The organism is Variovorax sp. JS1663 (assembly GCF_002157355.1).
Lineage (GTDB): Bacteria > Pseudomonadota > Gammaproteobacteria > Burkholderiales > Burkholderiaceae_C > Variovorax.
This window is the reverse complement of the sequence record NZ_LYMK01000005.1, coordinates 106,562-120,737: the sequence shown is the minus strand read 5'-3', so window position 1 is coordinate 120,737 and position 14,176 is coordinate 106,562. Positions and strand designations below refer to the sequence as shown.

The 14,176-nt window shown below is 64.5% G+C and carries 13 protein-coding genes; 10 read left to right on the top strand and 3 right to left on the bottom strand.

The features are described from left to right. The first annotated feature begins 410 nt into the window (after positions 1-410). Together A8M77_RS36760 and A8M77_RS06685 are read left to right on the top strand one after the other, a co-directional pair. The gene (locus A8M77_RS36760) at positions 411-593 is read left to right on the top strand and encodes a hypothetical protein (protein ID WP_238136741.1); all 183 of its coding nucleotides are present in this window, start codon (positions 411-413) and stop codon (positions 591-593) included. Next, positions 563-1,078, top strand: a complete 516-nt coding sequence (locus A8M77_RS06685) for a DUF6988 family protein (RefSeq protein WP_238136740.1) — start codon at positions 563-565, stop codon at positions 1,076-1,078. The genes A8M77_RS36760 and A8M77_RS06685 overlap by 31 nt, the downstream gene beginning before the upstream one ends. A 33-nt stretch (positions 1,079-1,111) precedes the next feature. On the opposite strand, the gene A8M77_RS06680 is transcribed toward A8M77_RS06685, so the two are convergent. From A8M77_RS06680 to radC, 3 genes are all read right to left on the bottom strand, one after another. Next, positions 1,112-1,459 (bottom strand): DUF2958 domain-containing protein, encoded by a 348-nt coding sequence (locus tag A8M77_RS06680; RefSeq protein WP_086920773.1) that lies wholly within the window; start codon positions 1,457-1,459, stop codon positions 1,112-1,114. A gap of 211 nt (positions 1,460-1,670) precedes the next feature. Then, positions 1,671-2,195 (bottom strand): thioesterase family protein, encoded by a 525-nt coding sequence (locus A8M77_RS06675; protein WP_086920772.1) that lies wholly within the window; start codon positions 2,193-2,195, stop codon positions 1,671-1,673. Positions 2,196-2,481: 286 nt separating this feature from the next. After that, complete coding sequence (radC, locus tag A8M77_RS06670) at positions 2,482-3,003, bottom strand: RadC family protein (RefSeq protein WP_086920771.1); 522 nt, start codon at positions 3,001-3,003, stop codon at positions 2,482-2,484. Positions 3,004-3,490: 487 nt separating this feature from the next. Between radC and A8M77_RS06665 the strand changes: the two genes are divergently transcribed. The 8 genes from A8M77_RS06665 (at position 3,491) to A8M77_RS06635 (ending at position 14,175) form a co-directional block, all read left to right on the top strand. Further along, positions 3,491-4,654 (top strand): AAA family ATPase, encoded by a 1,164-nt coding sequence (locus A8M77_RS06665; protein WP_192871558.1) that lies wholly within the window; start codon positions 3,491-3,493, stop codon positions 4,652-4,654. Further along, positions 4,651-4,926 (top strand): hypothetical protein, encoded by a 276-nt coding sequence (locus A8M77_RS36755; RefSeq protein WP_238136739.1) that lies wholly within the window; start codon positions 4,651-4,653, stop codon positions 4,924-4,926. The genes A8M77_RS06665 and A8M77_RS36755 overlap by 4 nt, the downstream gene beginning before the upstream one ends. Positions 4,927-5,139: 213 nt before the next feature. Beyond that, positions 5,140-6,873: a S8 family peptidase gene (locus tag A8M77_RS06660; protein ID WP_238136738.1), complete on the top strand. Its 1,734-nt coding sequence runs from the start codon at positions 5,140-5,142 to the stop codon at positions 6,871-6,873. Between the two features lie 63 nt (positions 6,874-6,936). Continuing rightward, entirely contained in the window at positions 6,937-7,716 is a 780-nt protein-coding gene (locus A8M77_RS06655) for an RNA polymerase sigma factor (protein WP_086920769.1), read from the top strand. Further along, positions 7,713-8,306 carry a hypothetical protein gene (locus tag A8M77_RS06650; protein ID WP_086920768.1) on the top strand — a complete coding sequence of 198 codons (594 nt, stop codon included), beginning with the start codon at positions 7,713-7,715 and terminating at the stop codon, positions 8,304-8,306. The genes A8M77_RS06655 and A8M77_RS06650 overlap by 4 nt, the downstream gene beginning before the upstream one ends. Before the next feature lie 4 nt (positions 8,307-8,310). Beyond that, positions 8,311-11,739 (top strand): ATP-dependent helicase, encoded by a 3,429-nt coding sequence (locus A8M77_RS06645; protein ID WP_086920767.1) that lies wholly within the window; start codon positions 8,311-8,313, stop codon positions 11,737-11,739. A gap of 100 nt (positions 11,740-11,839) precedes the next feature. Continuing rightward, positions 11,840-12,769 (top strand): multiubiquitin domain-containing protein, encoded by a 930-nt coding sequence (locus tag A8M77_RS06640; protein WP_086920766.1) that lies wholly within the window; start codon positions 11,840-11,842, stop codon positions 12,767-12,769. Then, positions 12,769-14,175: a ThiF family adenylyltransferase gene (locus tag A8M77_RS06635; RefSeq protein ID WP_086920765.1), complete on the top strand. Its 1,407-nt coding sequence runs from the start codon at positions 12,769-12,771 to the stop codon at positions 14,173-14,175. The genes A8M77_RS06640 and A8M77_RS06635 overlap by 1 nt, the downstream gene beginning before the upstream one ends. Position 14,176: the final 1 nt, after the last annotated feature.

The following is a 14,176-nucleotide window of genomic DNA, read 5'->3' as shown; positions in this document are numbered from 1 at the left end:
CCTGAGTTCATCGCCCGCGACCCAAGGAGCGCGCCGCCCGGTGCCGTCAAGGAAGCAAGCGCCAGGGCTGGTGCGGCCCGTAGGCGCAGCCGAGGACACGGCCTGGCGCGCCTTGACGGCACCGGGTGGCGCGCTACGGTCGCGGAAGTGGTGATGGACGAGGGAAGAGGGCGCAAGTGGCACCTGGCCACAGATGGCGCCGACCCCACGCAAGCGCAGCGCGCAGGCCCGGGTGTCAGGCCGGGCCGAAGGCGTCAGCCGACCGGAAGGAAGGGAACGATGGAAGCCCGTCAGGGACGAGACCGCGGGACTGCAGGGGCCGGGGGCTCGGTGCGCAGCACGACAGCGCGGCCGGCCAGACTTACAAGGCCGGCGACGCCCGGTGGCACGGAGCGCTCTACGATGACGACATGACCGAGAAAGACCAGAACCACCTCGATCCCCTGGAGCAGATGCTGCTGCGCTCGGATGCCTTGCACGAACGGCTGAACGAGCTGCTTGACGAGGCCGCGTTCGACGGGTCTGCGCGTGGCGAGGCCGCGCTGGGCATGTGTGGGTGGCCATGGAACACGGGACCGCCTTGCGTGCCTTGATGGCGCTGGGAATGCCCACCTCGGCGGTCAGCCTGATGAGACTGCAGTTCGAGGCCCTGACCCGCTCGATGTGGCTCATCTATGCGGCCAGCGATGCCGCCATCGAGAGGCTGTCCGCCCCGCTCACGCTCGAAGCCGAACAGGCCGCCAAGAACCTGCCCAGTGCAAAGGAGATGATCGATCAGATCGGCAACCGCGTCGGGCATACCGTCCCTGCCGCAGCCCACCAGATGCTGACCCAGTTCAAGGACGTGTCCTGGACCGCCATGAACTCCTTCGTGCACGGCGGTATCCACCCGCTGCGACGCAGCGCCGATGGTTTCCCCGTGCACCTGGCCCTGCAGGTGCTGCGCAACTCCAATGGCCTGAGCACCATGACCGGCATGACCATGGCCGTGCTCACCGGCGATGAAGCCATCGCCACGCCGATGAGCAAGATCCAACCAGCGTTCGCGGACTGCCTGCCGGATCTGCGGAAACCCTGAAAACCAGGGCGTCAACGACGCCCTGGCGGCGGATCAGGCGACGATGCGCCCGGCCAGCCGCGCGTCCCGCGCGTAGGCGTTCAGGCGCTTTTCGGCACGAAAGTGCAGGTCGCGTTCAACCGGTAACCCGAGCCGACCACGTACCGTCGTCAGTTCCTGAAGACTGACCCAGCCCAGTTCGGGCGCACCCAGGCCAAGATCGCACAGACCAAAGACATGGTCGTGGTCGTCCGGGTCGATCTCGGTCAATAGCCAGGTTGCGCCGGCGTCGGGTGTGAACAGCTTGACCACGGGCGCAGGGTCGAAGTCAGGGTTCTGCAACGATTCGCGGCCATTGGCCAGCAGCAGCACGCGCTGCTCGTCGGTGATGAGTGTGTTCATGGTGAACTCCAGAAGGAATGCCGGGCGAGATTGCCCGCAGCCTCCGGGTCACGGCGCAGCGCAGCGGTCAAGGTTCGAAGACGGCCGCCGAGGCCGCCAGCGCAGCGCAGATGCGCGCCGACCTTGACGGCGAGAACGGCGTGGCACGCTGGGTGCAACAGCAAGCCAGCCCACCCTCACTCTTCAGATACCCCGCTGTGGCGGGGCGCATTCAGGAAGCTTGGGACTCCCGGCGACGGAACGACTCAGGCGGAGCACACCAGCCGGGAGCGCTGTCAACCGGGTCTCTGTCTGATTTCGTCGTGAGCGCTTCTACTTTCGCGGCGATGCGCGATTCCATCGAGACTCGGGGCGCCACGACCAGAATGACGCAGCCCTCGCAGACCACCTCGTGGTCGTCGGATGCCTGAACGCGGAATTTCGCGCTTCGCTGCCCCAGGCGTTCAACCCATCCCCGCAGCTTCAGGGTCGATCCGGGCGGGATCGGCCCCTTGTGCTCCAGCTCTATCGTCCGGCCTACCACGACCTCCGAGGTGGCATCCACGTGCCGCTGCATCTCGCGAATGCAGATGGACTCCACCACGGCGACCAGGTACCCGGTCGCCAGGCATTCGATCAGCCTCTGCGCATAGTCGCTCCCATGCGGGAGCCTTGAAAAAAGCGCCCGTGCCGTCTGCTCCGGCGGCACGCTGTAGGTTTCTTCAAAGGAGATTTCGCTGATGCCTTGGTGGTTCATGGAACTGGAAAATGGGTTGACGACGTGCGTTTGCTCTCCGAAACCCCGCTTCAAAGCGGGGTGACAGGAACAGCGTTCGATCCTCGTTCGGATGCATCGCGTCTTCAACCCAGTTAGGCGTTCTCCAGCGTAGCTGGCTCGATGCGGATGTCCGTGCGAGGCGGACGGAGGAAGCCCCACCGTCTCTGGCTTTGAAGTCATGAAGTGCTCGTGCCACTGTGTGGTGGCACGCTGTTGGGCAGGAAACGAAGATCCGGGAGCCGGTGTGGCTCCCGGTTGTGTGGGCTCAGATCAGCCCGCGTTCTGCAAAGGACAGGATCGTCGGCCCGGCCACGATCAGGTGATCGATGACGCGCACGTCCACCAGCGACAGCGCGCTCTTGAGGGTTTGGGTCATATGCTCATCGGCCCGCGAGGGCTCGGCCACGCCCGACGGGTGGTTGTGGACCAGAACGATGGCCGCTGTGTTGTGTGCCATGGCTTCCTTGACCACCTCGCGCGGATAGACCGATGTCTGGGTCACGGTGCCGCGGAACATCTCGACGTACTCGATGACCCGGTGTTGGGCGTCCAGGTGGATCACCGCGAACACCTCGTGCTCCAGGGTGCCCAGCTTGATGCGCAGGAAGTCGCGCACAGCCTGCGGCGACGACAGCATCTCGGTGCCGCGCAACTGGCCCTCCAGAACCCGCAGCGCGGCCTGCAGCACCTCAGCCGGCTCGGCCGGACGGTAGCTGCCCGCGACATCGCGGACGAGCAGGGAGGAATCGATGTAAGACGTGAACGACAGGGAAGACAGCTGCGACATGATCGGCTCCGGTTCGGAATCGGGCGGGATTGCCCGGAACCGGCCACTCACGCCGCAGCGCAAGCAGTCAGGGGTCGAAGGCGCAGCCAGAGACGGCCGCCAGGACGCCAGCGTGCAAGGCACGCGCAGCCCTTGACGGCGAGAACGTGCGTGGTAGGTTGAAAGGGCAAAGCAAGACCGCCCCCCCCGCACACCACAACAGCCCCGGCAAGCGGAGCGCGCAGCGGCCACGCCGCGGAGACGTCAGGGATCAAAGCCGGATGGCCGGGATGCGGCACGAAGCCCGGGGCACAGCTCGCAGAGCCCGACGGCGGGACGCCGGGACGTTGTATCAAGGTCGCACGACCCGGACATCCGTCGACGACCAGACTGTCACCGCCACTGGCACTGGCTTCGTTTGTCAACTTCACTCTGACTTGTGAGATAATGAATTTAGTCCGATAATGTTTTTGTTTTTATACATATAAATCAACAGGTTAATTAAGTGATGGGCGAAATGAAGGAAGAGCAGTCAGATTTAGCCCAGATGGTTCGCTTGGCTCTGGCCGAGCAGACAGAAGACGTGCGCCTGTTCGCGGCGCGACTGGTCCGCAAGTACCGTGGGACGGCGCCCGACCTGGCCGAGCAACTCGAACTGTTCCTGAAGTCGAAGCCGGTACGCAGCGTCTCTCCCATGCGCAAGCTGTCGCCTCCGCCGTCGGCGACCCAAGCCCTGCCGGTCGATGACGAATCCCGCCTCTCGCTCCTGAAGGTGTTCAAAGACGAGCCGACGAAAGACGCGCCGCTGCTGTCCAGCGATGTCGAGGATGTCTTGGGGCAACTCATCGCCGAGCGCCGACAGAGTGAACGGCTGCGGGCCATGGGGCTGACGCCGACCCGCTCCGCCATCTTTGTGGGACCGCCCGGGGTTGGCAAGACGCTTACGGCACGCTGGCTCGCCGCGCAGTTGAAGGTGCCGCTGTACGTGCTCGACCTGACCGCCGTGATGAGTAGCCTGCTTGGCAAGAGCGGCGCCAACCTGCGGGCGGCCATCGACTTCGCCAAGCGCGATCCCTGCGTGCTGCTGCTGGACGAGATCGATGCCATCGCCAAGCGGCGCAGTGATGACAGCGACGTGGGCGAACTCAAGCGCCTGGTCACGGTGATCCTGCAGGAAGTCGACGAATGGCCCGCCAGCAGCGTATTGCTGGCGGCTACCAACCACCCAGAACTGATCGATCCAGCGCTGTGGCGCCGCTTCGACCTGGTGGTCCAGTTCAAGACGCCCGATGGGCAGGCCGTCAAGGAAGCTATCAAGCGTTTTCTGGGGCCGGACTACGCCCTTTTTGCCCGTTGGATCGACATCCTGGTGTTTGCATTCGCCGGGCACTCGTTCAGCGACATCGAGCGCGATGTGCAGCGTTTCCGGCGCGCCGTGGCCCTGGGTACGACCACCGACGCCGATCTGGTTGAGGACTTCATGAAGGCTCGCGCTTTGGCTCTCGACAGGCAGGGGCGCATCGACCTGGCAGTGATGCTGGCCAAGCAGACCCGCCTGTCCCAACACGCCGTCTCCGACATCACGGGCGTGAGCCGGGACACGATCCGCAAATACACCAACGATACGCCTGCGGCACGAAAGACCGCGCTCAGGAGAAAGGCTGACGCATGAGCCAAACCAATTTTTTGATCGGTCGTGGCGAACTGTTGACCCATGACATTGTCGGTCCGAGGCGCATGCCCGGCAAGGCTGAGGTCTACACCTTCGCGCAGGCGCGGGAACAGTTGGTGCCCCAATTCCGCAGCGCTGCGAAGGCGCTCGACGAACTGTCTGCCGACGCCTGTCCGGGAGACTTCGCCGTGGCCCGGTTGATGATGAATCCCAGCTTCATTGCTCGCTCCTATTTCCCAACCGGCCTGTTGCGTAGCACGGGGCTGGAGTAAATCGGCAGCCGCACCGTCAAGGTCAAGCCGAAGGCTTGGACTCGCAAGGGGCAGCCACAAGAGACCACAACCACCGAACTGTTCGTCGCTGGCAAGCGCCAAGCCTTCCGTAAGCTCTCGCAGTGGACGGAAACCATCGACGCGCAGTCCGACGAGGGCGAAGACCTGACCCACATCGAACAGTTCGCCGCCTTCGCGCCAGCGGAGCGCATCGTGAGCCTAGGTGGCCCGAAGGATCGCTTTTTCGAGGTGGGCCTGCATCTGTTGCCTGACGAAGATCCTGGCCTGATTCAGCAGGCTTTCGTGAAGTTCGCCCAGCGGGAGGGCGTGAAGGTCCATAGTGAAGTCGATTTCGTCGCAGGCAACCTGTGGTTCGTGCCGGTCGAGGGAAAGCCGCGCGAAGTCGAGAGGCTGGCCAGCTTTGCCTTCGTCCGGGTGATCCGGCCGGTGCCCAAGCTGCGCGGCATCCGCCCCTTACAACGCAGCGGTGGGCCCTCGGTAGGGTGCAGCCTCCCCACCGAGCAGGCCCTGTCGTCTGAGCCTCGCGTCGCCATCCTGGACGGTGGCTTGCCGAAGCACCACCCAATCGGTCCCTGGCTTCGCTCGTACCGCAAGCTCGACGAGGACGCCGACGATGACCCGCATGGCCCGGAGCACGGCCTGGGCGTGACCTCGGCCGTGCTGTTCGGACCGATCCAGCCCAACGGAGCGGCCGGCAGGCCTTTCGCCCCGGTGGACCATTTGCGTGTGCTCGACCAGAAATCGGGTGGCGAAGACCCGCTGGAGCTGTATCGCACGCTCGGTCTCATCGAACAGGTTCTGCTGTCCCGCTCCTACGAGTTCATCAACCTGAGCCTGGGGCCGGACCTCGAAGTGGAGGATCAGGAGGTCCATGCTTGGACCTCCGTCATCGACGAACTGCTCAGCGATGGCGACACGCTCATGACCGTGGCCGTGGGCAACAACGGAGAACGCGACCGCGAGCTCGGCTACAGCCGGGTGCAGGTTCCGTCTGACTGCGTGAATGCGCTCGCGGTCGGCGCGGCCGATGACACCGGCGCGGACTGGGCTCGCGCGCCCTACAGCGCGATCGGGCCGGGCCGCAGCCCCGGCGTCGTCAAGCCGGATCTGATGGCCTTCGGCGGCAACCCGGCGGCCAAATACTTCCACGTCTTGGCCCCGAACGCGAAACCGGTGCTGACGCCACAGCTCGGCACCAGCTTCGCGGCGCCGTACCTGCTGCGCAGTGCGGTCGGTATCCGTGCGATCCTGGGCGGCAACCTGACGCCTCTCGCCATCAAAGCCTTGCTGGTCCATGCGGCTGATTCCGGCGAACATGACCCGATCGAAGTGGGCTGGGGCAAGATTCCCGAGGACACGCTCGACATCATCACGTGCCCGGATGGCGTGGCCCGGGTTGTCTATCAGGGGGAGCTCAAACCCAGCAAATACCTGCGCGCCAGCCTTCCGCTGCCCAAGGAGGGCCTGACGGGCAACGTCCGCCTAAAAGCCACGTTCTGCTATGCGTCGCCCACCGATCCGCAGGATGCCGCAGCCTACACCAAGGCTGGTCTCGAAGTCGTCTTCCGACCCAACGACGAAAAGATCAAGGACGGCAAGAGCAACGCGGAAACCAAGGGCTTTTTCGACCTGAAGAAGTTCGCCACCGAACAGGAACGCCGTTCGGATCAGGGCAAGTGGGAAACCGTTCTGCACGGGGCCAAGACCTTCCGTGGTTCCAGCCTCAAGAACCCTGTGTTCGACATCCATTACAACGCCCGCGACGGTGGTGGCCGAGCCACAGGTCCTGAGAAGATTCGATACGCGCTGATCTTGTCGGTCGAGGCACCGAAGCACGCTGATCTGTACAACGACATCCTGCGCGCATACGCCAAGACGCTGGTGCCGATCCAGCCGCAAGTGTCGTTGCCGATCCGCATTCGGTGATATCGAAGGTGGAATCCAAAGCAAGCTTGAAGCAGCGAGGACTAAGGAGCAAGGAGAAGACCGATGCCGGAGCCTTTGAAGAGCAAAGACAAGAATGGGGCGCCGTTCACGCGACCGCGGGAGATTGAGGCCTGCTTGGTAAGACTGGAGTCGCTCGATGCTGCTACACGCCTGCAGGCTTTCGCCATCACGTCGAGAAAAAGCGACGGCTATGTTCCGTCGGAAGCGATGACGTATTTCCTGCGGCGCGCCTGGGCTGCTGGTGCCCAGAGCGAGTTCAAGCAGATCTTCGAACTGCTTATGAAACGCGTCGGGCAGTCCCTGTGTTCGACGATCTCCGACGCCCGTATGGCCGGGGCGCAGGGCATACGCGAAGAGGTCATGGGCCGATTCGCCGAGCGAATCGCCAAGGACTGCAACGGCCGCTTCGCCATGCTGGACTTCTTTGAGGTGCGGTTCGACCTGGCATTTTCCCGGTTCCGCAAGACTGTGCTGAGGCAGATCGGGCCGGCTGCGGTGGTCACCGTGCCGCTCTCCACCGACGGTGATGAAGGTCAGGACATTTCTCCTGAGGTCGAAGCAGCCGCAGCCGACTTCCTCGGAGGTGATCCCAAAAAAATTGACGACCCGGCTTTCCGGTTGGAGCTAGACGCTGCGATTGATGCATTACCAGATGATCAGAGACGGGTCGTGGGCTTGTTGCGACAAGGTTTCCAGACCCACTCGGAGGACCCCAACATGATGACTATCTCCAAGATGCTGAAGTGCGATGAGAGGACCGTAAGAAATCGCAAAGTCCGAGCGTACAAGACCTTGAGGGCCGCTCTTCAGGGGGACGTATGAGCACCTCAAAGCCCTTCCCCGCGGACGAGGAATCCGTGCTGATGGCGTTCTCCATGGAGCCCGACCATGGCCGGGAAACGCTCGAGCGCTACATCAGCGAGTACCCGCAGCATGCGACTGCGCTGATCGACTGTTCGATCGATCTGCGTCATCAGCCGCCAGCGGAAGATGTTTCGGCAGCCGTGGTGCCGGATAGTCTGGTGGACAAGGCCTGGCAACGGTTTGAGCGGGCTGTCCAGCAGCCCGCCGCGGAGGTGGTGAATCCGTTCGCCAAGCTCAATTCGAGCGGCTTCAAGTCGCTCGCGCGTAGCCTGGATGTCAGCAATCTCTTTCTGATGCGCGTGCGCGATCGAGCCATCAGCGCTGTAACCATTCCCGCCCGATTCGTCGAGAAGCTTGCTTCGGAGTTGGGCGCCACAGCGCAAGCTGTGGGCGCGTACCTGCAGGGCCCACCGGGGATGGTCTCCGGACATGCTTTTCGGTCCAGCGTGAAGCCGAGTGTGGGAGAACAGATCACATTCGACCAAGCGGTCGCGACTTCACAGCTCACGCCAGAACAGCAGGCGACGCTGAAGGCGTTGTCGGACTAAAGCGATGGACGCCACCGAGGCCGCTCGCCGGGAAGCAGAACGCCTGCACCGTGCGAACGTCGCGGCCGGTGGCGATCCGACCCAAGCTCTGGAGTTTGCGCGTCGGGAAGCCACGAGTCGCAGCTTGGATGTGTATGCGCTGCAGGTAGGGGATACGCAACTAAAGGGAGGCAGAGCCACACTCGACAGCCAGGCTGGAAGCATCCTCTACGAGGATTGCGGATCGGACTTCGAACGCGCCTTCCTCATCGCACACGAACTCGGCCATGTCGTGCTGGAAGGTGGCGTGCTGGACGTGGTGACGGTGGACGTCGAGCCCGATCGATCGATGGAGGACGCTCCGGTCGGTGTCGATCGCGTTCTTGACTACGGGGCGCGCGAGCGGCGTGAGGTCAAGATGGACCTCTTCGCGCGAGAGTATCTGCTTCCGCGCCCTGTGCTGCGCGAGTTGCATGTCCACGAGGGGCTGAGCTCCCTCATGATCGCGACGCGCTTTGGCGCGCCGCTCGCCGTCGTGCAGCAACAGTTGCTGGATGCGCTGCTGCTGCCACCGGCCGAAGAGCCGCACCCCGTAGGCACCGGCGCCGTGGCAGCTCCGCTCACCCCAGACCCCACGCAGGCTCAGGCGGCAGCACATCGTGGCTTGGCGTTTCAGCTGCAGGCAGGGCCGGGTACGGGCAAGACGCGGACGCTTGTTCGTCGCATCGAAGGGTTGCTTGCGGACGGCGTCGATCCCACTACGATCCTGGTACTCACCTTCTCCAACAAGGCGGCCAATGAACTGTGCGAGAGGATTGCCGCGAGCAATCCTGTCGCGGCGGCAGCGATGTGGATCGGCACATTCCACGCGTTTGGCCTAGACATCGTTCGCCGCTTCCACGACCGACTGGCGCTGCCGCCGGACCCGCGACTGATCGACCGGACGGAGGCAATTGAACTCCTGGAGGACGAGTTTCCGCGGCTCGACCTGAAGCACTATCGCAACCTCTGGGATCCGTCCCTGGACTTGAGCGACATGCTGAGCGCGATCTCGCGCGCCAAGGATGAGGTTGTCGATGCTGCGGGTTATCGCGCCCTCGCGCAGTCCATGGCGGTCCGAGCGGGAACCGACCAGGACGCCAAGGTCCGCGCCCAGAAGTGCCTGGAGGTTGCCACGCTCTTCGAAGCGTACGAACGGCTGCTGACCGGGCGCCAGCTGCTGGACTTCGGCGACCTGGTTGCGCTGCCGGTCCGTCTTGTCGAGGGTAGCGCCGAGGTAAGGGACGCCCTGCGTGCTCGCCATGAGCATGTGCTGGTAGATGAGTACCAAGATGTCAACCGCGCCTCGGTCCGGCTCCTGAAGGCCATCGTCGGCGACGGCCGCAACCTGTGGGTTGTCGGCGATGCACGCCAGTCCATCTACCGCTTCCGCGGCGCCTCTGCGACGAACATCGCGCGCTTTTCGATCGACTTCCCTGGCGCGCAGGCCGCACGGCTGGGCGTCAACTATCGCTCTGACGAGCGCATTGTCGATGTGTTCACCGAGTTCGCGCGTGGTATGCAAGCATCCGCCGGTGCTTTGCCGCTGAAGCTAAAGGCCGACCGCGGCACCAAGGGAGAACGGGTAGAGCTTCGCGTTGCCGAGTCGGCTGACGACGAAGTCTCCGCGCTTGCCGCGTCGATTACAGCCCTGCGTGAGCAGGGCATTGCCTACGGTGGCCAGGCGGTTCTGTGCGCGTCCAACGCGCGCCTGAACGCCATTGCCGAAGGTCTTGAAGCCAGAGGCATTCCCGCGCTGCACCTTGGCAGCCTGTTCGAGAGGCCGGAAATCAAGGATCTCCTGGCCTTGCTGTCGCTTGCGTCCGACCCACGGGCGGCCGCGATGGTGCGCGTGGCAACCATGGCCCGGCATCAAATGCCGCTGCAGGATGTCATGCGGGTCATCGAGCACCTGCGAGCGGCGAATCCAGCCTCGATGGCATGGTTGGCCATGCATGCCGAGGTGGACGGCCTGGCAGAGGGCACTCGGGAAGCACTCTCGCGCTTGTCCACGCTTTTCGCGGGCGTGAGCGCATCGACGAACCCCTGGACTCTGCTAGCCGGATGGACGATCGACAGTCTCGGACTCGCGAAGACGCTGTATCAGGCTGGTGATGCGCAGAGCCGCATGCAAGGTCTGGCCATCTGGCAGTTCCTGAACTTCTGTCGCCGGCAGCCCAGAGGGCAGGGCGTGCCAGTGCTTCGGCTGCTTGATCGCATCCGACGCCTGGTGCTGCTCTCGGAGGATCGTGGACTGAGCCAGCTGCCCCGCAGCGCCGAGAACATCGACGCTGTGCGCTTGATGACCATCCACGGAAGCAAGGGGCTGGAGTTCGATGTCGTTCATCTGCCTGGCATGGTGACGTCCGGCCTGCCGCGCAACAACGTGCCGCCGCGTTGTCTTCCACCGGATGGTCTGATCCACGGTTCGGAGGGGTTGACCGGTATCGAGGCGGTGAAGGCCGGCCACGACGAGGAAGAAGAGTGCTTGTTCTTCGTCGCACTCTCGCGAGCGCGCGACAGGCTGCAGCTGTATGCCTACGCCAGGCAGGCTGATGGGCGTGCGCGTAGCCCCTCCAGGTTCGTCGCTCCGATCGACCGATTCCTTGTTCGTCCGGTCCCGGTGCCGTTGCGAGCCGGCCCGACATCGACGAGCGTGCCGCTATCCATCACATGGCAAGGGCGTCCTCAATGGACCGACATCCAGGTCAACCTCTTCGAGCGTTGCCCGCGCCGCTTCCTGTACACGCACGTGCTGAGGCTCGGCGGTCGGCGAGCCGAAACAGCGTTCATGAAGACGCACAACGTCGTGAGTGAGGTGTTCGAGTGGCTGAAGCGGGAGCACGAAACGACAAGTCCCACGGTGGACGATCTGGCGGCGCGCTTCGAGGAGGCGTGGCGCTCCAAGGGCGAGACAGAGCATGGGTACGCGGAAGACTACCGGCGTATCAGCAGACGGCTCGTAGAATTTCTCATCGAGAGCCGCAGCCGCGGGGTGCCCGCGCCGGCACCTCCGATCTCGTTGGGGTGGGCCGAGGGCGAGATCCTTGTAAGCCCGGATGGCGTAGCTCACGGAGCCGGCGGACGCGTCACGGTGCGGCGCGTCAAGACGGGCAAGCAGCGCTCGAACGCCTTCGATGACATCGAGTACACGGTTCTTCATCTCGCCGCCGTTCAGGCCTACGGCCCGCACGCGCAAGTCGAGGTGACCTACCTGACCAGCGAAACCATCCAGCCGGTGGAAATCTCGTCGCGCAAGCTGGAGTCCAGGCGCGAGAAGCTGCAGTCCTTCCTTCAAGCGATGCAGGCCGGGCAGTTCCCCGCGAAGCCCGAGGCGCGCAGCTGCCCACGCTGTCCGAGTTTCTTCCTCTGCGGCGACTTGCCTGGAGGGACGTGGGTGCAAGAAAAACTTTGACCGGCCTTTCCGGTCTGGCTTTGGACTGCGATTGACTGAGTAAGGGGCCCCAGAAAGCCTGCAATCCCGCAGGTGATGGCTCCCCAAGAAAGGCAATCAAATGCAAACCCAAACCCACAGCGGCGATGACCGCTCCGATGTCGAAGATGTCGCCGCCGCAATCCGCGAAGGCCGCAGCCTGCGCCCGGCGGCGCTCTACCGGATCGTCGTCCTGGACGACCAACTCCACGAGCGTCACGTCGATCTCGCCGATCCGGTGCCGACCGCGCGCCAGATCCTCCAGGCCGCCGGCTTGCGCCCGGGCGAAGGCTACAGCGTCTACGCGATCCTGACCTCCGGCGAGTTCGAAGACCTGCGCCTGGACGAAACCTACGATCTGCGCGGCCGCGGCGCGGAGCGCTTCGTCATCTTCCAGACCGACCGCGCGTTCAAGTTCACGATCGACGACAGGCAGCTCGAATGGGGCAAGCCCAGTATCAGCGGACGCGTGCTCAAGGCGCTGGCCGGCGTCCCGCCGGAGACCTACGACGTCTACCTCGAAGTGCGCGGCGGGGGCCAGGACATCCTGATCCGCGACGGCGACCTGATTGATCTGGGCAAGCCGGGCATCGAGCGCTTCATCACGCTGATCCGCGACACCACGGAGGGGCTGCTCGCGCTGCCTGAAGCGGACGAGCGCTATCTGAGCACCCACGGCGTGGTCTTCGAGATGGTGAGCGACGGCGCGCACACGGGCGTCGTCTTCAAACAGCTGCAGCTGCCCGCCGGAAAGTTCAACCACGCGGCGGCCGACGTGCTCGTTCTCCTGCCGCCCGGCTATCCCGATGTCGCGCCGGACATGTTCTATTGCGATCCCTGGCTGACGCTGCAAAGCGTGGGGCGCTACCCGACCTGCGCCGACCAGGCCCATGCGTTCCAGGGCCGCAACTGGCAGCGCTGGTCGCGCCACAACACGGCGTGGCGGCCGGGCATCGACGGCCTGCACACCATGCTCAAGCGCATCGAGCGCGCCCTGGCGGAGGCGAAGTGATGTCGCCGGCTGCTCTGGACATCGTCCTGCTGGAGCCGCACGAGGCGGCCCTGCGCTCGCTGCTGCAAAGGAGTGACGGGGCCGAGGCGTCCGCCTATGTGCAGTTCGGCAGGGCCGACATCTCGGCAGACCCGTGGTCCGGCCTGCCGCGCACCAGGTTGATTTCGCACGAGGTTATCCCAGTCGCGGCCGATGAGATGGTCTCGGCATCCCCGGTCCACGTCACGTGGTCCACCCGCGGCTTCATGCGTGTTCTCGGCGCCGCGAAGGAACGCGGCTTGGTCGCGGGCCTGGTGCACACGCATCCGAACGCGGCAGCGTTCTTCTCCGACCAGGATGACCGAAACGAGGCGGAGCTCGCCCGGACGACGTTCAACAAGGGCGTTTCCGGCCTGGCCAGCATGGTGTTCGGCCGCGATGACGCTATGACGGGCAGGCTCTGGATCGCACCCGGCGAGACGGTCACGGCGTCCTCGATCTCGCTGGTAGGTAGCCAGATCAAGATCGCGCGCACGGTGGCTGCAGCTGATGAAGTTCAATTCCTGGCGCGGCAGGCCGCGCTCTTCGGCCGAGGGTTCAATCCAGTCGTGCGCGGGCTGCGGGTCGGCGTGGTAGGAGGCGGCGGCACGGGCAGTGCAGTCGCGATGCTGTTGGCGCGACTGGGCGTCGGCTTTCTGGGGCTGATGGACAAAGACATCATCGATGTTACCAACCTCAACCGCGTGCATGGCTCGCGCGCCGCAGATGTGGCCGCCGGCCTGGCCAAGGTGGACATCCTCGCGCGTGAGATTCGCGCGGCGGATCTCGGCACCCAGGTCGTCACCAAGAAGGAGTGGGTCGGCCATCCCGATATGCGCGATCTGCTGCGTTCCTGCGATGTGCTGTTCGGTTGTACCGACGACCATCAGGGGCGTCTGATGCTCAACCGCCTGGCGCACTACTACGGCATCCCGCTGATCGATGTGGGCCTGCGCATGCGCGCGGCACGCAGCGGCGCGGACTACGACATGACGGGGCGCGTGTCGACGATTCGCCCCGGCAACCCTTGTCTCATGTGTCTGGGGGTGGCCGATCCGCGCCGCGCTGCGGCCGAAGGGCTCCGGCGCAGCGATCCGGCCGAGTTCGAGCGGCGTAAGGCGGAAGCCTATGTGGATGGCGGCGGCGACCCCGCACCCGCCGTGGTCACGTTCACCACGGCCATCGCCTGCGCAGCCGTCGATGAGCTCATTCAGGGCCTGACCAGTTTTCGCGGCCCCCAGGGCATGACGCACAACAGGATTCGCCGCTTCGACCGCATGGAGGATCGCGCCATGACCTGCCGGCCTGTCGCCTCTTGCCCGGTTTGTGCCAGCCAGGCGAGCTGGGGGCGCGGCGATGTCAATCCATTTCTTGGCGTGATCGGCTAGC